Genomic DNA, 18,247 nt, shown 5'->3' on the forward strand with positions numbered 1-18,247 from the left:
CTACTCCAGCATCTTGCTCAGCAACCAGCTCCCCGCCGGCCCCGGCGGGTACAGCCGCGACCACAGCGCATCGACGAACACCGGTTTCGGCCAGCCACGCACCTTCAGTTCCACCAGCAAGTCATTGCCGAAACGCTCTACCAGCCAGCGCGGCAGCGGGGCCCAGCCGAAACCTTTTTCAGCCATTTCCAGCAGCATCAGATAACTCGGCGCCGACCACACCCGACCTTTGCCGCGACTGTCATAGGGATTGACGATGGTGGCCAGGCGCAGCTCGCGATGCTGTTCAAGGACCGTTTGATCGATGGAATCGTGCGTCGCCAACGGATGACCACGCCCCACGAACAAAGCGATTTCCGTACGCTCGGCGACGGTCGCGCTCGCCAGATCCGGTGGGTAGTTGTCCTGCATTTCGGCGAACGCCAGATGCGCTCGACCGCGCTGCACCAGTTCGACCAGGTCATCGCACTCGGCGATCAGGCATTCCAGCTCCAGATCCGGATAACGCTGCTCGAACCCCACCAGCGCCGCCTCGAAACGGTCGGACTGATAAGTGTCGGAAATCGCCACCGTGAGTTTCGGCTCGACGCCCTGAGCCAATTGCCGGGCGGTCATTTCCAGACGGCTGGTGGCGGACAGAATCGCGTCGGCCCGTTGCAGCATCACGTGCCCCGCCGGAGTCAGTGTCGGTTTGCGGCTGCTGCGGTCGAACAGCACCAGATCCAGATCGATCTCAAGACTGGCCACCGCCGCGCTCACGGTCGACTGACTGCGCCCGAGTTTGCGCGCCGCCGCCGAAAACGAACCTTGAGTCGCCGCCTGGACAAACGCCAGCAACACTTCCTGAGATGCCATGAACTATCGCCTTGATCGATGGTTATTGGTTATGAAGTATCGGTGCGGTGCTGGATCATGGCAACCATCTTCACAGAGGACTTCGGCCATGACTGCCAACAAATCCATCACTGAACGTATCTTCCAGGCCATCGGTTTCGAACTGCTGGCGATCCTGATCTGTACCCCGTTGCTGGCGTGGATCATGGGCAAACCGCTGGTCGAAATGGGCGCCGTCACCATCGCAATCGCGATGTTGGCCCTGAGCTGGAACGTGGTGTTCAACGGCTTCTTCGACCGGATGCTCAAGCGCTGGAACATCGCTCACAACGCCTGGGTGCGAGTGGCGCACGCGCTGCTGTTCGAGGGCGGGTTGATCGTGATGGGCGTGCCGCTGATTGCCTGGTGGCTGTCGGTCAGCCTGTGGCAGGCGTTCCTGCTCGACATCGGCGTGCTGCTGTTCTTCCTGCCGTACACCTACGTCTACCACTGGGGTTATGACGTGGTGCGCGAGCGACTGGTGATGCGGAGCGTCTGCCAGAGCTGAAAACAAAAAATCGCCGCCTGTGAGGGCTGCGATTTTTTTTGTCCGGGATTTTTGCAGGGTTTAGAGAAACATCCCGCCCGACGCTTCAATCCGCTGACCGTTGAGCCACTGCGCCCCCGGCGACAGCAGCAGCGCCAGCGCACCGCCAATGTCATCCGGCTGCCCGGCACGGCCCAGGGCGGTGTTGCTGGCGACCATGGCGTTCAGTGCCGAATTGTCGCGCACCGCGCCGCCGCCGAAGTCGGTTTCGATGGCCCCCGGTGCCAGGATATTCACGGCGATCTGCCGCGCGCCCAGCTCCTTGGCCTGATAACGGGTCAGCACTTCCATCGCGCCTTTCATCGCAGCGTAAGCGGCATAACCCGGCAGGGTGAAACGGGCCAGACCGCTGGAGATGTTGATGATCCGCCCGCCATCGTTGATCAGCGGCAGCAATTGCTGAGTCAGGAAGAACGGCCCTTTCAACTGCACGTTCATCAGCAGGTCGAACTGCTCCGGCGTGGTGTCGGCGAAGGAGGCATGCACGCCAATTCCGGCGTTGTTGATCAGGAAATCGAAGCGCGGACGCTCGAGCTGTTGCAGCGCCTGCTCGACTCGCACAGCGAAATCGGCAAAGCCTTCGCTGCGGCCGACATCCAGTTGCAGCATCACGGCTTTGGCGCCGAGTGTTTGCAGTTCCTGCACCAGCGCCTGGGCTTCATCGGCGCGGCTGTTGTAGGTGCCGATGATGTCCACGCCTTGCGCGGCGAGGTGCAGGGCGGCGTTCTTGCCGAGGCCACGGCTGGCACCGGTGATCAATGCGATTTTGCGGTTCATGGGTCTTCCTCGATGGCGGTGACGGTTGATGGGGCAAAGTTTATTTATCCGCCATGAGGTGATAAACAGACTGAAACCGGAATCACTGGTCGGATTGTCCGAACAATCAATGGGTGGCCCATGAACAAACTGGAACTGCTGCGCACCTTCGTCCGGGTCAGCGAATTGTCGAGTTTCACGATGGCGGGGGAGAGTCTGGGGCTGCCGCGCTCAACGGTATCCGAGCAGGTGCAGGCGCTGGAAACCCTGCTCGGCACGCGCCTGCTGCAACGCACCACGCGCAAGGTCCAGGCGACTCAGGACGGCCTCGCGCTGTATGAGCGGAGCAAGGATCTGCTGTCGCACATGGACGAAATCGAAAACCTGTTCCGTCAGGACGAAGCGTCGCTGACCGGGCGGATCCGGATTGACATGCCGAACATTCTGGCGCGGCGGCTGATCATGCCGAAGTTGCCGGAATTCATGGCCCGTCATCCGAACCTGGAACTGGAAATCAGCAGCACCGATCGCCGGGTCGACCTGCTCGCCGAAGGTTTCGATTGCGTGCTGCGCATCGGCGCGCAGCCCGATCAATCGGTGGTGGCGCGGCACCTGGGGGATTTCAGCATGATCAACTGCGCCAGCCCCGCGTACCTGGAGCGCTACGGCGTGCCGCAGACCATTGAAGATCTGGCGCAGCATCGACTGGTGCACTACGTCGGTGTGCTGGGTTCGCGTTCGGAAGGGTTTGTCTACGAGCAGGACGGACAGGTCCACCGGGTGCCGATGGCCGGCAGTGTGACCGTCAACAGCACCGATGCGTACGAGTCGGCATGTCTGGGCGGGTTTGGTCTGATCCAGGTGCCGCGCACCGGCATGAATACTTATCTGGACACCGGTGAGGTGGTGACGGTGCTGCCGCAATACACCGCGCCGGCGATGGGCATTTCACTGTTGTACGCGAGGCAGCGGCAGCTGCCGTTGCGGGTGCGGATGTTCATGGACTGGCTGGGGGATTTGATTCGCTCGACGCTTTGATTCATGCCGCAAATCCCTGTGGGAGCAACGGCTCTCACAGGGATTCGGCTGGATCAGAAAATCTGGGTAAACAGCCAATACAGGCTGCCCGACAACAGAATCGCCGCCGGCAAGGTCAGTACCCACGCCATCAGCAGATTGCGGATGGTCTTCATCTGCAAACCGCCACCGTTGGCGACCATGGTCCCGGCCACGCCCGAGGACAGCACATGAGTGGTCGACACCGGCAGACCGAACATGTCGGCGGCGCCGATGGTCAGCATCGCCACGGTTTCCGCCGAGGCGCCCTGGGCGTAGGTCAGGTGGGTCTTGCCGATCTTCTCGCCGACCGTGACCACGATCCGCTTCCAGCCGACCATGGTGCCCAGCCCCAACGCAATCGCCACCGCGATCTTCACCCACAGCGGAATGAACCGCGTGGCGTTGTCGATCTGTTGCTTGAACAGTTGCAGCTTGCCGCTGGTGTCGGCGTCGAAGGTGCCGACCTTGTTCTTGTCCATCAGGCGAATGGTTTCGCTGGCCAGGTACATGTCGTTACGCACGTTGCCCATGGCCTCGGCCGGGACTTTCGCCAGCGAGCCGTAGCCTTTGACTTCTTCACCGATGTGCCCGGTCAGGACGGCGAGGGCCGGGATCAGTTGTGGCGTGGCTTCCTTGCTGCGCACGTAGTCGGAGAGCACGGCGCGCGGATCGGCCGGTGCCGGCAGTGGTGCACTTTTCACCAGCGCTTGCTGGGTCACTTGGGCGACGGCGGCGAATTGCAGCGACTGTTCTTCCGGCATCGTGCGGTTCAGTGCATAAGCCATCGGCAGGGTGCCGACCAGAATCAGCATGATCAGGCCCATGCCTTTCTGACCGTCGTTGGAACCGTGAGCGAACGACACGCCGGTGCAGGTCAAAATCAGCAAGCCACGAATCCACCACGGCGGCGGGGTATTGCCTTCCGGCGCCTTGTACAGCGAACGGTTTTTCACGAACGCGCGCAACGCCAGCAGCAACAGCGCTGCACAACCGAAACCCACCAGCGGCGACAGCAGCAGCGCGTAGCCGATCTTGGTTGCCTGGGCCCAGTCCACACCGCTGGTGCCGTCGCGGCCATGCATCAGCGCGTTGGCCACGCCGACGCCGATGATCGAACCGATCAACGTGTGCGATGACGAGGCCGGCAGGCCCAGCCACCAGGTGCCTAGGTTCCACAGGATCGCCGCGATCAGCAGGGCGAAGATCATCGCGAAACCGGCGGACGAGCCGACTTGCAGAATTAACTCTACTGGCAGCAGCGCAATGATGCCGAACGCGACTGCACCGCTGGACAGCAGCACGCCGAGGAAGTTGAAGAATCCCGACCACACCACGGCCACATTCGGCGGCAGAGAGTGGGTGTAGATCACCGTGGCCACGGCGTTGGCGGTGTCGTGGAAGCCGTTGACGAACTCGAAGCCCAGCGCAATCAACAGGGCTACGCCGAGCAGCAGGAACGGGGTCCAGGTGGTGACCACCGTGCCGAGTTCGTGCATGTCGTGCATCAGGCTGTAGGCGGTGAACAGCATTCCCATGGCCAGCACGGCGAAGAACACCACGTAAGTGAAGGGGCCGGTTTTTTTGTCGAGGGCCGGCCTGCCGCTGGCAGCGGAGGCCGGGCTGACGGTCAGGGAGGGAGTAGCCATGAGCGGACAATCCTGAGCGGGGGAAGGAGTGTCGCCCATGATCGTTGCTAAATATTACAGAGAGACTGCGACAGATCAGTGTTTGGCGGATTGGCCGCGCCGCCGGTCTTAATAATCCCGGCGTTTGCGAAACGCCCAGCGCCCGGCGATCACGGTAAACGTTGCCACCAGCGCCACCAGAATCCAGAACCCTTCCGGATCGGTGGCCAGCGGCACGCCGCCAACGTTCATGCCGAAGAAACCGGCGATGATGTTGATCGGCAGCGCCAGCACCGTGACCACGGTCAGAGTGAACAGCGTGCGGTTGCTCTGTTCGTTGAGGTTGGCGGCGATCTCTTCCTGCAACAGCTTGATTCGCTCGCCCAGAGCCGTGAGGTCGTTGATGATCAGCGCGAACTCCTCGGTGGACTTGCGCAGCTCCTTCACGTCTTCCTTCTGCAACCAGGGCGGCGGCCGGTTGAGCAGGCGCAGCAGCGAACCCGGTTCCAGCGCCAGCAGCCGTTGCAGGCGCACCAGCACCCGCCGGTTGGCGCCGAGTTCGGCGCGGTTGGTCGACAGCCGCGAGGAGAGCAATTCGTCCTCGACCTGATCGACGCTCATGCTGGTCTTGCGCACGATCTGGGTCAGCACTTCGCCCTGGTCGCGCAGCAGGTGCACCAGCAGTTCCAGCGGCGAACGAAAGCACTCGCCGGACTTCACCGACGACCGCAGCTTGTCCACCGAGTGCAGCGGTTGCAGGCGCGCACTGACGATCAGTTTGCTGCGCACGCAGACCCAAAGCGTCGAAACGTCCGACGACACCATGCTGCTGAGGTTGAACACCACATCGTTGACCACCGCCAGCAACGCCGAATCGACATGCTCGATGCGGGTCGAACGCGAACCTTCGTGCAGCGCTTCGAAAAACTCTTCGGGCAACTGCAGATGGCTTTTCATCCAGCGCTCGCACGCAGCGTGGGCCAGGTTCAGGTGCAGCCAGAGAAATTCATCGCTTTCGCTATCGTCTTGCAGGCAGCGCAGTGCGGTCGCCGAATCCACCTCGCGCCCGCGTTCGCCGGGGCGAAATCGAAAGCCGTAAAGCAGGCCGAACAGGTCAGGATCGCGATGGCTGATATCGAGGCTGTGGTTCATGAAGGCTCGCTGCGAGGAGGCGTCTGTCGCGGGATTTACAGATTCACCTGAGCCGCATCATCGCAATGTCACATGACGCTTGTGTGACAGCAAAATGACGTCAAATCAACGCGTTACCGGCGGTCGGAAATGACTCAAGAAGGCTTCTGGCACGCCGATCACGCATGAGTTAGGTTGCGCGCCTTCGGCCAAGAGCCAAGGTCCGCCGACACGGATGTCCGGCAAAAAAATCACGTCTTACCGGACGTGCCTCATCCATGTCCCGAGTACCTGCAATGCTGCAAAAATCCCTGAGAGCGCAAATTCTCGCCCTGCTGAGCGGCAGCCTGCTGGCGATGCTGTTGATCGCGCTGGCCTGCTTTCACTTCCTGTCCAACGGCGTGCAGAGTTACAGCCAGTTGATCGCCGGCCCCTTGCACACTTCGCAACTGATCGACGAAGCCAACCTGCAATTCAAGGTGCAGGTCCAGGAGTGGAAAAACGTCCTGCTGCGCGGCAAGCAATCGGCGGATCTGGCCAAGTACTGGGGCCAGTTCGAAGACCGTCAGCGCGATGTGCAGGGCATCCTCGGTGAGCTGGCCAACCAGAAAGGCCTCGAGCCTGCGCTGAAAACCCGCATCGAACGCCTGCGCGAAGAACATCGTCTGCTCGGCGCTGCGTACCAGAAGGGTCGTGATGCCTACGTCGCCGCCGGTGCCGATCCGACTGCTGGCGATGCCGCCGTCAAAGGCGTTGACCGTGCCGCCAGCGATCAGATGAGCGAACTGGTCGCCGAGTTGCGCAAGCAGGGCACCGAGCAATCGGCGCAGATCAGCGCCAGTGCTGATCGCACTGTGTGGCTGGGGCTGCTGGTGATGCTCGCGTCGGGTTTGCTGATTGGTTTGCTGAGCCTGTGGCTGGTCAACCGCAACCTGGTCGAGCCGATCCGCAAGCTCATCGACTATGTCACCCAGTTGAGCAGGGGCCGTCTGGTCGAGCGCGTGGTCAGCGACCGTCAGGACGAACTGGGCAACTTGGCGGCTGCCGCCAACACCCTGCGCGATTTCCTCGCCGAAACCTTCAATCATCTGCAACGCAGCGCCAAGGATCTGGACAACGCCAGCGGCGAGTTGAATGCCATCGCCACGCTGATGGCCGGCGGCACCAACGAACAGTTCAACCGCACCGATCAGGTGGCCACCGCGATGAACGAAATGTCCGCCACTGCCCAGGAAGTCGCCCGTCATGCGGCCGACGCCGCTCGTGCTGCCGACGATGCCGACCAGTCCGCGCAACAGGGCGAGAAGGTCATGCAGAGCACCATCCACAGCATCACCCAGATGCGCGGCGAAATCGCCAACACCGCCACGGTCATCCGCCGTCTGGAAGCCGATAGCGGTCGCATCGGCAAGGTGCTGGAAGTGATCCGCGGAATCGCCGAGCAGACCAACCTGCTGGCGCTCAACGCCGCCATCGAAGCGGCCCGGGCCGGTGAAGCCGGGCGTGGTTTTGCGGTGGTCGCCGACGAGGTTCGCAACCTCGCGCAGCGTACGGCGGAGTCGATCATCGAGATCAACCAGATCATCCACAGCGTGCAGACCGGCGCGGTGGATGCGGCCCACGCCATCGACAGCGGCCAGACCCGCAGCGATGAAAGCGTCGAGCAAGTGACCCAGGCCGGCGCCATGCTCGAGCGCATCACCCACGCGGTGGAAGCAATCCGCGACATGAACCGTCAGATCGCCACGGCAGCCGAAGAGCAGACCTCGGTGGCCGAAGACATCTCGCGCAACCTGACCGAGATCACCTCGATCGCCAGCACCAACCTCGACAACGTGCAGCGCACCGAAAGCGCCAGCCAGAACCTGCATGGCCTGTCCGGCCAACTGAACGACGTCACCGCTCGCCTGAGCGTCTGACCGGCCAGGGACTGTGTACCGGTTCGGATACCGAGTCGGTACACAGTCGATCTCAATTCGTGCAGACCGCCGCCGATGCCCGGTTATCTATCACCGGCATTGGAGATTCCCCATGGTCAGCATCACGTCTGTTTCGATCAATCAGACCGTCACTACGTCTACCAGCAAAACCTCGATTGCCGACACGGGCGACGACACCTCGACCACTGCGGCGGCCAGCACTGGCGTGAAGGCAGACACCAGCAAAGTCGCAGCAGGCGGCGGTGCGGCGCCGGCGGGCGACAGCAGTTCCAGCAGCGATGAATCGGATACGGTGAAGGAACTGCGCAAGCAGATTGCCGAGCTGCAGAAGCAGTTGCAGGAAGAGCAGCAGGCGTTGCAAGCGGCTCAGGCCAAGCAGGAAAGTCAGGATGCGAAGGCTGCGGATGTGGCGGCTGCGCAATCGCAGATCGCGACGACGTCGGCTTCGTTGCAGACGGCGACGGCGGCGTTGTTGGCGGCGTTGCAGGATTCGGACAGCGGTACTTCCGGTTCGTTGGTCAGTACGACCGCGTGAAGCCTTTCCCCCTCACCCTAGCCCTCTCCCAAAGGGAGAGGGGACTGACGGATTTGAATGTTCGAGTTACGCCGACCTGACAGTTCTGAGTCGAACTCAGGTTTGAACAGCATGAAGATCGGCTCCCTTTCCCCCTCGCCCCCTTGGGGGCGGTCCGACGTTTCGGGAGGGCTGGGGTGAGGGGATGGTTCTCACAGGCGAAACCGGAGTTTCGTCAAACGCCAGACACAAAAAAGCCGCACAACCCAAAAGTCGTGCGGCTTTGTTTTATCAGCCAATCAAGTATCTTGCTTGTTGCTCAGCACCTTGCCGGTGGTGGCATCGAAGTCCACATCGAATTCTTTCCCATCGGCAGTTTTGAGTTCAACTTCGTACTCATAACCATTGAAGTGGTTATCCAGGTCAGTGTCAGTAATGGTCGCACCCGGATGCAGTTTCAGCGCTTCTGCGTTCATCGACTCCAGCGATTTGATCTTGCCTTCCTTGACCAGTTGCGGGATCTGGTCAACGCGAACGTCAGCCTGGGCCAGGCCAGCGGTGAGGGTCAGGGCGGCAGCGGTAAACAGGGCAGTCAAAGTTTTCATCGGTTATTCCTTTGGGTGATTCGTTTAAGTGAGTTCAGGTTAATCACCGCAACTTAATTCACCCTTAAAACGCAGCGAGCAGGCCGGACTCCCCGAGGGAGCGAGCCTGCTCGCGATACTGACGCCCGAATTTGCAGATCAGAAGCCGTTGTTCTTCAACACCTGATCCACACTGGCGGCGGCCGGGCGTTTGTAGAATTTCAGCAGTTCGCTGGCGCGGTTGGTGAAGATGCCGTCGACGCCGGCGGCCATGACTTTCTCGAAGTCCACCGGCTCATCCACGGTGTAGACGTGCACCAGCAGGCCCTGATCGTGGGTGTACTGGTTCATCCAGGGCTGCACCAGATCCGAATAGCTCTGATCGCCACCGTGGGTCAGCTTCGCCGAAGGGCCGGTGCCGATTGCACCCTGGGCCTTGGCGTAGTCGATCCACTGCTTGAACTCGGCTTCGGATTTCGGCTCCTGCTTGCCGTAGAACGCGTTCTTGTCCTTCTCGCCGGATTCGGCGAAGGTCACTTTGGATTTCGGCTCGATGCTGCCTTCGCCCACCCACAGCAACAGGATTTTCGGCACCTGCGGCATTTCCTTCTGCAGCATTTCCAGGCTGCTCTTCTCGAACGTCTGCAGGATCACCTTGCCTTTGCCCTGACCGACGCCGAGGGCGCTTTTCGCCAGTTTCGAACCGGCCGGACTCAACCAGCCGCGATCCTGGAGTTTTTCCTTCAGGTCATGCTCGATCCCCGGGAACAGCTTCGGCTCCTTGGTTTCGATGTACAGGCCGGGTTTGTGCTTTGGGTTGGCCTGGGCGATGTCGATGATTTCGTCGAGGGTCAGAATCTTCAGACCGACATAGGACGGGCGGGCGCGATCCGGGTACTTGGCGTTGTACCAGCTGCCGGCGTCGAGGGTTTTCAGTTCGGCCATGGTGAAGGCATTGGCCGGGCTGTCCTTGCGCTCCGGGAATTTGCTGGCGACATCGGTGGTGCGTTGCAGGTTGTCGTCGTGCAGGGCGAACAGCACGCCGTCCTTGCTGCGCTGCAAATCCATTTCCAGGTAATCGGCGCCCAGGTCGCGGGCCAGTTTGTAGGACGCAGCGGTGGATTCCGGGGCATCGAAGGAGGCGCCACGGTGGGCGATCACCGCCGGGTGCGGAATGCCTTGAGTGGCGGCCAGTGCGACGGGGCTCGACTGGTTGGCGGCGTGGGCCTGACCGAGGCCGAGCATCAGGCTCAGCAGCAGTGCGCTTTTGGTGAAAGTGGCGGGCATTATCGAGTTCCTTTCGCAGGCATTTTCAAAGATGTACCTTTTAGCAACTCAAACGAAAACCTGCTATCGCGAGACCGACATAAACGTACTGAAAGCGAAAATTTGCGCACTTTTGTGCGTTCGTTTGCAGTACGCTTGGCCACGGCAACCGCCCCGGCAGAGGGCGCGCCACCCATTGCCCTGCGTGTAAACCTTCGATCACTTTTGTGAGGTTTACCATGCGCATCACATCGCAACTCATCTGCCAGGCCGCCGACGACCTCAAGGGCTTTGTCGGCCTCAACCGCAAGACCGGTCAGTACATCGTGCGCTTCAGTGAGGATTCGTTCGGCATGGACGTGGCCGATGACGGCATCATTCCGTGCAGCGAATTCGTCTGGGCACCGACCACCGAACAGACCATGACTCTCAAGCGTGAGCTGATCCAGTTATTGCTGGATCAAAATATTGATGACCGGATCAACATTACCGAGCCGTTGCGCGTTTACATGAACAAGCGCGAGGTGCCGGAGATCGAGGCGGTGCGTAGTCTGGTGAAGGGCTGATCACCCGAATCGATTCATTTGCCACCATCGCCAGCAGGCTGGCTCCCACAATGGATCTATGGCGTCCACAAATCTCCCTGTGGGAGCGAGCCTGCTCGCGATGAGGCCAGTGAGCATACTCCGAGACTCACATCCCGAACCGATACTCCCGCTCCACCCGACACACCCGCGTATGAAACGCCGAATACCACTCGGCCCGTCCACGCGCCTGAATCACCCGGTGCTCCGGATGCTCGCGCCACGCCAGAATTGCCGCCTCACTCTCCCAGTACGAAACCGTAATCCCCAGCCCGTCTGCCCCCCGAATCGAATCGATGCCGAGAAAACCCGGTTGCTCGGCAACCAATTGCATCATGCGCTCGGAGGCCTCGGCATAGCCGTTATCGCCCTCGGTGCGGGTCGAAGTGAAGATCACGGCGAAACACGCAGTGTTCGGATTCATCGACAGTGCTCCGAGCAGGCTTCGACAAACGCCCGCACCAGCGGTGGCAAGTTCCCCTTTAGCGCTGCACGTTCCGGCTGGAACAGTGTGGCGACAAAGAACACATGGCTTTGCAGTTCGATGGCGCGCAGATCGCCTGCCGAATCGTGACCTACGGCGTGTAGTTCACGGGTCAGCAACTCCCGTTCGAACTGCGGATTCACACCGTAGCGGCAGCGATAGCCTTCGCGAATTTCCGACGTTTCGTACGCCCTGGCGATCAACGAACCGGGCACCAGATGAATGCTGTCCACTGCTTCCACCAGCGAGCAGGTCAGCGGTGTGAGCACTGCGCGGCTCGAGTCAGGCGAAGTTTCGCCATGTTCGGCGTCAGCCCAGCCCAGCACGTTGCGGGAAAACTCCAGCACCGCATGCTGAAAACCGCCGCAGGTGCCGAGGAACGGTCGCTGTTGCTCGCGGGCAAAACGGATGGCTTGCAGAGCACCCACTTCGCTTTTGTAGGGGCTGGCCGGCACACACCAGAAACCGTCGAATGGTTCCAGCGGCGTCTCGGGCAGGATTCGGTCGGTGGCCAACCATTGGAAATCGACCGGACGGCGAAGGTGTTCCGCCGCCAGTCCGAGGGCGACCGGGATGGCCTGATGGGCGGTGACTTGCGGATCGTAATCACCGATCAGGGCGATGCGCAGGGCTCTGGATTCCATGAGGACTCGCTGTGCTTGTTGAGGGACGAAGCTCACTATAGATTGGCGTTCACGCACTCGAAATTGGCGTTTGCCCAAGTGATCAATGCAGCCATGCAATACCAACTGGATTTCCCGGATCTGGCCCTGATTCTCGCCTTAGTGCGCGGCGGCTCTCTGGCCCGGGCCGCGCAGTTGTTGAAGGTCGATGTGTCGACGGTGTTTCGCGCCGTGCGCCGACTGGAAACGTCACTCGGCCAGCAATTGTTCGAAAAAAGCCGCGCCGGTTATTTGCCCACCAGCCTCGCGCAAACCCTGGCCGAGCAGGCCGAGCGTGCCGAGCAAGCACTGGAAGCGGCGCGAATCGGCGTCGAGCAGGGCGGGCAAGTAGTCAGCGGCACGGTGCGCCTGACCTGTACCGATTCGGTGTTGCAAGGTTTGCTGCTGCCGGCGCTGGCGCAGTTCATGCCGAACTATCCGGCACTGACCATCGAGCTGAGCACCTCCAACGATTTCGCCAACCTCAGCCGCCGCGATGCCGACATCGCCCTGCGCCTGACGCGTACACCGCCGGAGCATCTGGTCGGACGTGAGCTGGCGAAGATTTCCTACCGGGTCTGCGCCAGTCAGCGTTATCTACAAAAGGTTGAAGCGGCTGATCTGGCGGCGCTGACCTGGATCGCCCCGGACGATTTTCTGCCTGATCACCCGACCGTCACCTGGCGCCGTCAGCAGTTGCCCGGTGTGACGCCGAGCTATCGCTGCAACAGCATGTTGTCCGTGACAGAACTGGTACGCGCCGGACTGGGCGTGGCGGCGTTGCCGGACTTTCTGATCGGTGATGATCTGCAAGCGCTGAGCGAACCCTTGCACGGTTACGACACCGCGCTGTGGTTGCTCACCCGCCCGGACTGCCGCGCACTGCGCTCGGTGGTCACGCTGTTCGATGAACTGGGGCGGGCGCTGCGGTTGCCGTGATCGCGTTTAACCCGGCGCCCGGTCATTGGCGAACATGCTCACGGCTTCCACCGCTTCGCTGGCGCCGTCACGAATCTGCAAAATCACCGTACCGGCCTGATCCGCCAGTTCGACACCCTGCGCCGCGCGACCACGGGTGCCGTCCATGCTCTTGATCGCCTGACGGGTTTCGGTCTGGATCAGACCGATCATGTTGGAAATTTCCGCTGTCGAGCCGCTGGTGCGTGCCGCCAGTTGCCGAACTTCATCGGCTACAACGGCAAAGCCACGACCCTGCTCGCCGGCACGGGCGGCTTCGATGGCGGCGTTCAGAGCCAAAAGGTTGGTCTGATCGGCAATCGCGCGGATGGTGTTGACGATGGCGGTGATCTGCTCGGAGCGCTCGCCGAGCTGCGCGATCAAGGTTGAAGACTCGGCGATGTCGTCGGCAATTTCGCGCATTTCACTGGCCGCTTGCTGAATCACTTGCGTACCTTGCTCGGCGACTTTTCGGGTGGCCACCGAGATGTGATAGGCGGCGCTGGCACTGCGCGCATCCTGCTCGTGCTGCTCGACCCGGGCGGTCACGTCCGACGCGAACTTCACCACTTTGCACAAGCGGCCGGCGGCGTCGTAGACCGGGTTGTAATTGGCTTCAAGCCACACGGTCTGCCCGCGTTTGTCGACGCGTTCGAACTGGCCCTGAAACAGTTCGCCCTGATTCAGCCGGCGCCAGAAATCCTGGTAGGCGCTGCTGTTGACCAGCTGCGCGGGGCAGAACAAACGGTGATGTTTGCCTTTGAGTTCGGCGAGGGTGTAGCCCATGCGCGTCAGAAAATTCTGATTGGCGGTGAGGATATTGCCGTCGAGATCGAATTCGATCACCGCCATGGCGCGGTCGATCGCCTGCAATTTCGCATTGGCTTCGCTTTCCTGCTGCACTTTGGCGGTGACATCCATGGCGTACTTGACCACTTTCACCACGCGACCCGAGTCATCCTTGATCGGGTTATAGCTGGCTTCGAGCCAGATCGGTCGGCCCTGGCTGTCGATGCGTTCAAAGGTGCCGGACTGGAATTGGCCGCTTTTCAATCGCGACCACAACTCGCTGTACTGATTGCCACGGGCAAACTCGGGAGAACAGAAATGGCGATGGGGCTGGCCGACTACCTGTTCGCGGGTGTAACCCATGGTTTTCAGGAAGTTGTCGTTGGCGCGCAGAACCACACCGTCGACATCGAATTCGATCACTGCCATGGAGCGGTTGATCGCTTCCAACAGGCCGGCTTGTTGGTTGATGGTGTTTTGGAGATCGACGAGGGCAGTCTTGTGGCGGTTGAAAATCATGTTCATGGCACTCTGGAAATAGGACTGAAGGTGGGGTCCCTGTTTCCGCGTCAGCCAGCCAGATATATCGATGGCTGGAAGCAGTGTGCCAGCATCCCGGCTGGCGGATTAACTTATACAAAACTTTATAAACTTGTACAAGAAATCGATTTTTCTCAATTTTGTACAAGTTTTTTTCAGGCGGGTGATCGGCTCAACGCTACGCTGATTGTGTTACGTCCCGTGTGCTTGGCCGTGTACAGCGCCTTGTCGGAATCTTCGAACCACTCAAGGGCATCGGCGTACGAGGTTTGATAGCGAGCAAGCCCGATACTCAGGCTGACTCGCAGCTCGGGGACGTCGGGATGGCGGTAACGATCCATTCCCTGACGCAGTTGCTTCATCAGCGCTTCGGCCTTGCTCAGGGGCAGGTTAGGCAGGATCACGCAGAATTCGTCGCCGCCGTATCGTCCGGCCAGCTCGCTTCCGTCGAGCACGAACTTCAGCTCGTGACTCAATTGCCGCAGCACCGCATCGCCGACGATGTGTCCGTAACTGTCGTTGATCGACTTGAAATGATCGATGTCGATCAGCGCCAGAATCGCTTGGGAATCGTGCTGTCGGCACTGCTGAAACTTGAGATGCAGCAGGTCTTTCCAGGCGCCGTGGTTGAGCAGGCCGGTCAGGCTGTCGGTGCGGCTCAGGGCGCTTAGAGTGCGTTTGTGTTCGGCGAGTTTGATCGCCAACCGGTAGCAAACCATTCCCAAAGCCAGCGGATAAAGCGTCAGCATCGGCAGGCAGGCCCAGACTTGAGTCTGCGTGGCCGTCAGAGTGAACTTGACCCCGAACATTGACCAGCCCAGCAGCACGCCGATCACCTGGGCGAGCGCGCCGAGCCAGAACAGGCGCACGCCACCGGCGGCCACGTTGTTCATGGTCATCATCGACAGAATGGTCACGGTGGTCAGTGGGTTGAACTGGAAACAGGCGGTCCAGAAACCGCCGAACACCGAGTCATAGAGCAGGTTGCGGCGTTCGGCGCGATAGGGAAAGGCCGAGCGGGTCGACCATTGATAGGCCACATGCGGCCAGAGAAAACCGTTAAACAGCTACAAGGCCCAGACCCAGCCCGGCATGTTCAACGGATACATCGCGGCGCCCACGCTGAAGAAGCCGATGCCCAGCCCGATGGCTCGCGGCAGGTAAATGCGTCTGGCGAATGACAAGCCTTTGCCGCGTTGGTTTTCCATGGTGTTCTGCGCCAGATTCATTCTGAAACACTTTGCAGTGTAATTCTTCAGCGTGACCGTTCATCGGCCAATGGCAGGCATTGTCATTTATTCCAGCGGGAAAATTCAGTGTCCTTGTGAGCCATTTACTGTGGCGCAGGCCTGATCTAGAGCTGATAGCAGGCCAGGAACATGTCGATTGCAGAATCGACCACGGCATTTTGCATCGTGCTCTCGAGCGAGGGCTGGCCCAGGGAGATCTGCGGCCAGAAGGCAAAGGTTTTCAGCAGCCCCTGCACTTGATGGGCGGCGAACTCTGGATCGACCGGTTTCAATCGACCATCCGCCTGTGCGGCACGAATCCACACGGTCACGCTTTCCTCACGTTCGCCCATGCGCGCCACCATGTTCTGCGCGCGTTCCGGCGAGTGGATCGCAGCCGCGATGGCGACACGGGCCAGATTCATGAAGTTGTCGTCCGCCATCATTTGCAACTTGGCCAACAGCATCGTTCGCAACTGATCCCGCAAGGGCTGATCGGGCTGATACGACACGGCCTGCTCGGTGCTGATCCGTGCCCACAACTGATTGAGAATTTCGGCGAAAAGCTCTTCCTTGCTGGGGAAATGGTTGTACACCGTGCGCTTCGACACCCCGGCGCTCGCCGCGATTTTGTCCATGCTGGTGACCTCGAAACCGTTGGCCCGGAACTCGGCAATGGCCGCGAGGATGATGGCTTCGCGTTTGCGGTCGGTGAGGCGCGTTGGAGCTGTCATAAATTGGATTCGGCAGGAAAAAGGAGAGAATTACACTCGGCAGTTTACTTGGCATCCGGTTTGATGCAACCTAGAAACTACACCGATCAGTGTAATGTTGCCTTAATCGGTGCACCCTAAAACCAGATGTCCGGCTGATGCGTGCGTGCCTTGGCCCTCTATCGTCCCACCGTGGAAAACCGTGAATTGTGCGGTTTTCCTGGAGTCTTTCAGTCATGGCCAAATCAATTTCTTCCGCGGTTAGTCCAGCACCTGAAGCTTCGCGCCAGGCCGAAGGGACTTTCCGTAACCACGCGCCGGTGCAGCGCGAAGGTTTGCGCAAGATGCTGCGGATCATGTGGAACATGATCTTCCACAAACCACGCAACACCCGGCCGACGGCAGCCATCCCGGTGCAGCCACTGACCCGCGCCGACCTGATCGCCGCTCCCAACCAGAGTGTCTACCGCCTCGGTCACTCGACCTTGCTGTTGAAACTGCAAGACAAGTTCTGGATCACCGACCCGGTGTTTGCCGAGCGCGCCTCGCCTGTGCAATGGGCCGGGCCGAAACGTTTTCACCAGCCGCCGATCAGCATTGACGAGTTGCCGCCGATCGAAGCCGTGATCCTGTCGCACAACCATTACGACCACCTCGACTACGAGGCCGTATTGAAACTGGCGGACAAGGTCAACGTGTTCCTGACCCCGCTGGGCGTCGGTGACACCCTGATCAAATGGGGCATCGATGCCGGCAAGGTTCGCCAGTTCGACTGGTGGCAAGGCACCGAAGTCGCCGGCATCCGCTTCATCGCCACCCCGTCGCAGCATTTCTCCGGCCGTGGCCTGTTCGATGGCAACCAGACCCTGTGGGCTTCGTGGGTGATCATCGATGGCGACACGCGAATTTTCTTCAGCGGTGACAGCGGTTATTTCGACGGCTTTAAACGCATTGGGGAACAGTACGGCCCGTTCGACGTGACCCTGATGGAAACCGGTGCCTACAACGTCGAATGGCCCCACGTGCACATGCAGCCGGAAGAAACCCTGCAAGCCCACATTGATCTCAAGGGCCGCTGGCTGTTCCCGATCCACAACGGCACGTTCGACCTGGCGATGCATGCCTGGCATGAGCCGTTCGACCGCATTCTGGCGCTGGCCTGGGAACGCAGTGTGTCCATCACCACGCCGAAAATGGGCGAGGTGTTTAACCTGGCACAACCGCAACGGGGGAATGCGTGGTGGTTGGCGGTTGAAGGGGAGAGTGAGGCGGTGGTGCAAGGGGCCTGACGAGTTTCTCAGGTTCGCTCCCCCACGGGAGCGAACCGCTCTTTCAGGCTTCGTTTACCGATATCTGATTCATGTATTTTGAAATTGCGGCGGATGGAACGTCGCGGAACCGCCCACGGAGAATTTCCTCTAGTTTCTCCAGCGATATCTCAAGTTTGTCCGCCGCTTCACTTCCGCTCAACTGCGCAGTTTCCATCAGTGCAGCCAACTTCATCACCGCTTCAGATTTGGTCTGCATCTCGCATGCATCACCAACCCCTAGGTCTTGATAAACGTTACCTGTGCTTTCCTCAATTTCGATCAAGTCCTGAGTCCTCAGTCTGCCATCGCATAATTCCCACGTTCCACCGACTCGACCGTGGTCCCTTTGATGCTTGTCGAACGCCCCGGCGCAAACCCCGGAAAGAACACCAACCCCTGCGCCTCGAACCGATAGGTCAACGCCAGCCGCGCCGAATCCGCCACGTCCTGTTGCGCTTCGAACCGCTGAATGTCGTCTACTGAAACCTTGGCCTCTCGCGACAACTGTTCAATGCTCCAGCCCAACATCCCTCGGGCCTGGGCGCAATGCGTCGGGGTGAACTGGAAAAGGGCGATACGTTCGAGGATGAGGTTCATCGCTGAAGAGGCCATGGTGTGCTCCGGGCTCGAGAGTGCTGATGGAAAATGTACTGTGTTTTTGTACAGTTGTTTTCGGCCGGGATC

Annotated in this window: 19 protein-coding genes and 2 pseudogenes; 7 read left to right on the forward strand and 14 right to left on the reverse strand. The window is 60.3% G+C overall.

The genetic code is table 11. The annotated features are described in order from the left end of the window. Positions 1-855 carry a LysR family transcriptional regulator gene (locus CAF76_RS11990; protein ID WP_085647335.1) on the reverse strand — a complete coding sequence of 285 codons (855 nt, stop codon included), beginning with the start codon at positions 853-855 and terminating at the stop codon, positions 1-3. 88 nt (positions 856-943) lie between these two features. Here CAF76_RS11990 and CAF76_RS11995 point away from each other — a divergent pair, with 88 nt between their 5' ends. Then, positions 944-1,381 carry a multidrug/biocide efflux PACE transporter gene (locus CAF76_RS11995; RefSeq protein ID WP_085647336.1) on the forward strand — a complete coding sequence of 146 codons (438 nt, stop codon included), beginning with the start codon at positions 944-946 and terminating at the stop codon, positions 1,379-1,381. A 60-nt stretch (positions 1,382-1,441) separates the two neighbouring features. On the opposite strand, the gene CAF76_RS12000 is transcribed toward CAF76_RS11995, so the two are convergent. Then, positions 1,442-2,197, reverse strand: coding sequence for an SDR family NAD(P)-dependent oxidoreductase (locus CAF76_RS12000; protein WP_085647337.1), 756 nt, complete (start codon positions 2,195-2,197; stop codon positions 1,442-1,444). Between the two features lie 120 nt (positions 2,198-2,317). Here CAF76_RS12000 and CAF76_RS12005 point away from each other — a divergent pair, with 120 nt between their 5' ends. Continuing rightward, positions 2,318-3,214 carry a LysR family transcriptional regulator gene (locus tag CAF76_RS12005; RefSeq protein ID WP_085647338.1) on the forward strand — a complete coding sequence of 299 codons (897 nt, stop codon included), beginning with the start codon at positions 2,318-2,320 and terminating at the stop codon, positions 3,212-3,214. Between the two features lie 53 nt (positions 3,215-3,267). Here CAF76_RS12005 and CAF76_RS12010 read toward each other — a convergent pair whose 3' ends face one another. Both CAF76_RS12010 and CAF76_RS12015 read right to left on the reverse strand, forming a co-directional pair. Next, positions 3,268-4,881 carry an inorganic phosphate transporter gene (locus tag CAF76_RS12010; protein ID WP_064598853.1) on the reverse strand — a complete coding sequence of 538 codons (1,614 nt, stop codon included), beginning with the start codon at positions 4,879-4,881 and terminating at the stop codon, positions 3,268-3,270. A gap of 108 nt (positions 4,882-4,989) precedes the next feature. After that, the gene (locus CAF76_RS12015) at positions 4,990-6,012 is read right to left on the reverse strand and encodes a transporter (protein ID WP_085647339.1); all 1,023 of its coding nucleotides are present in this window, start codon (positions 6,010-6,012) and stop codon (positions 4,990-4,992) included. A gap of 1,289 nt (positions 6,013-7,301) precedes the next feature. On the opposite strand from CAF76_RS12015, the gene CAF76_RS29035 reads away from it, so the two are divergent. Continuing rightward, entirely contained in the window at positions 7,302-7,910 is a 609-nt protein-coding gene (locus CAF76_RS29035; RefSeq protein ID WP_371857930.1) for a methyl-accepting chemotaxis protein, read from the forward strand. A gap of 112 nt (positions 7,911-8,022) precedes the next feature. After that, entirely contained in the window at positions 8,023-8,466 is a 444-nt protein-coding gene (locus tag CAF76_RS12025) for a hypothetical protein (RefSeq protein WP_085647341.1), read from the forward strand. Positions 8,467-8,744: 278 nt separating this feature from the next. Here the strand turns inward: CAF76_RS12025 and CAF76_RS12030 are convergent, their stop codons facing one another. Both CAF76_RS12030 and CAF76_RS12035 read right to left on the reverse strand, forming a co-directional pair. Continuing rightward, positions 8,745-9,050: a PepSY domain-containing protein gene (locus tag CAF76_RS12030; RefSeq protein WP_007963131.1), complete on the reverse strand. Its 306-nt coding sequence runs from the start codon at positions 9,048-9,050 to the stop codon at positions 8,745-8,747. Positions 9,051-9,188: 138 nt separating this feature from the next. Next, positions 9,189-10,316 (reverse strand): glycerophosphodiester phosphodiesterase, encoded by a 1,128-nt coding sequence (locus tag CAF76_RS12035; RefSeq protein WP_085647342.1) that lies wholly within the window; start codon positions 10,314-10,316, stop codon positions 9,189-9,191. Between the two features lie 218 nt (positions 10,317-10,534). Between CAF76_RS12035 and CAF76_RS12040 the strand changes: the two genes are divergently transcribed. Further along, positions 10,535-10,861 (forward strand): DUF2025 family protein, encoded by a 327-nt coding sequence (locus CAF76_RS12040; RefSeq protein WP_007951085.1) that lies wholly within the window; start codon positions 10,535-10,537, stop codon positions 10,859-10,861. Positions 10,862-10,988: 127 nt separating this feature from the next. Here CAF76_RS12040 and CAF76_RS12045 read toward each other — a convergent pair whose 3' ends face one another. Together CAF76_RS12045 and CAF76_RS12050 are read right to left on the reverse strand one after the other, a co-directional pair. Then, positions 10,989-11,303, reverse strand: a complete 315-nt coding sequence (locus tag CAF76_RS12045; RefSeq protein ID WP_085647343.1) for an antibiotic biosynthesis monooxygenase — start codon at positions 11,301-11,303, stop codon at positions 10,989-10,991. Further along, positions 11,300-12,007, reverse strand: a complete 708-nt coding sequence (locus tag CAF76_RS12050; protein WP_085647344.1) for a CTP synthase — start codon at positions 12,005-12,007, stop codon at positions 11,300-11,302. The genes CAF76_RS12045 and CAF76_RS12050 overlap by 4 nt, the downstream gene beginning before the upstream one ends. Before the next feature lie 93 nt (positions 12,008-12,100). Here CAF76_RS12050 and CAF76_RS12055 point away from each other — a divergent pair, with 93 nt between their 5' ends. Beyond that, entirely contained in the window at positions 12,101-12,964 is an 864-nt protein-coding gene (locus CAF76_RS12055) for a LysR family transcriptional regulator (protein WP_256579607.1), read from the forward strand. 6 nt (positions 12,965-12,970) lie between these two features. Here CAF76_RS12055 and CAF76_RS29040 read toward each other — a convergent pair whose 3' ends face one another. From CAF76_RS29040 to CAF76_RS12070, 4 genes and pseudogenes are all read right to left on the reverse strand, one after another. Then, a complete protein-coding gene (locus tag CAF76_RS29040; protein WP_371857932.1) occupies positions 12,971-13,531 on the reverse strand; it encodes a methyl-accepting chemotaxis protein in 561 nt (186 codons plus the stop codon). Next, positions 13,517-14,296, reverse strand: a pseudogene (locus CAF76_RS29045) (PAS domain-containing protein); the annotation flags it as partial. The pseudogene CAF76_RS29045 and the gene CAF76_RS29040, both read right to left, overlap by 15 nt. 170 nt (positions 14,297-14,466) lie before the next feature. Continuing rightward, positions 14,467-15,519 (reverse strand): annotated as a pseudogene (locus CAF76_RS12065) (diguanylate cyclase). A 146-nt stretch (positions 15,520-15,665) separates the two neighbouring features. Next, positions 15,666-16,274, reverse strand: a complete 609-nt coding sequence (locus CAF76_RS12070) for a TetR/AcrR family transcriptional regulator (RefSeq protein ID WP_085647346.1) — start codon at positions 16,272-16,274, stop codon at positions 15,666-15,668. 215 nt (positions 16,275-16,489) lie between these two features. Here CAF76_RS12070 and CAF76_RS12075 point away from each other — a divergent pair, with 215 nt between their 5' ends. Beyond that, entirely contained in the window at positions 16,490-17,542 is a 1,053-nt protein-coding gene (locus CAF76_RS12075) for an MBL fold metallo-hydrolase (RefSeq protein ID WP_085647347.1), read from the forward strand. A gap of 43 nt (positions 17,543-17,585) precedes the next feature. Here CAF76_RS12075 and CAF76_RS12080 read toward each other — a convergent pair whose 3' ends face one another. Beyond that, positions 17,586-17,846 (reverse strand): XRE family transcriptional regulator, encoded by a 261-nt coding sequence (locus tag CAF76_RS12080; RefSeq protein ID WP_085647348.1) that lies wholly within the window; start codon positions 17,844-17,846, stop codon positions 17,586-17,588. Positions 17,847-17,857: 11 nt separating this feature from the next. Then, entirely contained in the window at positions 17,858-18,175 is a 318-nt protein-coding gene (locus CAF76_RS12085; RefSeq protein WP_085647349.1) for a hypothetical protein, read from the reverse strand. Positions 18,176-18,247: the final 72 nt, after the last annotated feature.

Origin of the sequence: Pseudomonas sp. B40(2017) (genome assembly GCF_002112855.1) — a bacterium.
Taxonomy (GTDB): Bacteria; Pseudomonadota; Gammaproteobacteria; order Pseudomonadales; family Pseudomonadaceae; genus Aquipseudomonas; species Aquipseudomonas pharyngis.

What these genes read in the sequence shown, in the direction of transcription:
- CAF76_RS11990 (WP_085647335.1), bottom strand. Translation starts at nt 855, where the DNA reads ATGGCATCTCAGGAAGTGTTGCTGGCGTTTGTCCAGGCGGCGACTCAA.
- CAF76_RS11995 (WP_085647336.1), top strand. Translation starts at nt 944, where the DNA reads ATGACTGCCAACAAATCCATCACTGAACGTATCTTCCAGGCCATCGGT.
- CAF76_RS12000 (WP_085647337.1), bottom strand. Translation starts at nt 2,197, where the DNA reads ATGAACCGCAAAATCGCATTGATCACCGGTGCCAGCCGTGGCCTCGGC.
- CAF76_RS12005 (WP_085647338.1), top strand. Translation starts at nt 2,318, where the DNA reads ATGAACAAACTGGAACTGCTGCGCACCTTCGTCCGGGTCAGCGAATTG.
- CAF76_RS12010 (WP_064598853.1), bottom strand. Translation starts at nt 4,881, where the DNA reads ATGGCTACTCCCTCCCTGACCGTCAGCCCGGCCTCCGCTGCCAGCGGC.
- CAF76_RS12015 (WP_085647339.1), bottom strand. Translation starts at nt 6,012, where the DNA reads ATGAACCACAGCCTCGATATCAGCCATCGCGATCCTGACCTGTTCGGC.
- CAF76_RS29035 (WP_371857930.1), top strand. Translation starts at nt 7,302, where the DNA reads ATGCAGAGCACCATCCACAGCATCACCCAGATGCGCGGCGAAATCGCC.
- CAF76_RS12025 (WP_085647341.1), top strand. Translation starts at nt 8,023, where the DNA reads ATGGTCAGCATCACGTCTGTTTCGATCAATCAGACCGTCACTACGTCT.
- CAF76_RS12030 (WP_007963131.1), bottom strand. Translation starts at nt 9,050, where the DNA reads ATGAAAACTTTGACTGCCCTGTTTACCGCTGCCGCCCTGACCCTCACC.
- CAF76_RS12035 (WP_085647342.1), bottom strand. Translation starts at nt 10,316, where the DNA reads ATGCCCGCCACTTTCACCAAAAGCGCACTGCTGCTGAGCCTGATGCTC.
- CAF76_RS12040 (WP_007951085.1), top strand. Translation starts at nt 10,535, where the DNA reads ATGCGCATCACATCGCAACTCATCTGCCAGGCCGCCGACGACCTCAAG.
- CAF76_RS12045 (WP_085647343.1), bottom strand. Translation starts at nt 11,303, where the DNA reads ATGAATCCGAACACTGCGTGTTTCGCCGTGATCTTCACTTCGACCCGC.
- CAF76_RS12050 (WP_085647344.1), bottom strand. Translation starts at nt 12,007, where the DNA reads ATGGAATCCAGAGCCCTGCGCATCGCCCTGATCGGTGATTACGATCCG.
- CAF76_RS12055 (WP_256579607.1), top strand. Translation starts at nt 12,101, where the DNA reads ATGCAATACCAACTGGATTTCCCGGATCTGGCCCTGATTCTCGCCTTA.
- CAF76_RS12070 (WP_085647346.1), bottom strand. Translation starts at nt 16,274, where the DNA reads ATGACAGCTCCAACGCGCCTCACCGACCGCAAACGCGAAGCCATCATC.
- CAF76_RS12075 (WP_085647347.1), top strand. Translation starts at nt 16,490, where the DNA reads ATGGCCAAATCAATTTCTTCCGCGGTTAGTCCAGCACCTGAAGCTTCG.
- CAF76_RS12085 (WP_085647349.1), bottom strand. Translation starts at nt 18,175, where the DNA reads ATGGCCTCTTCAGCGATGAACCTCATCCTCGAACGTATCGCCCTTTTC.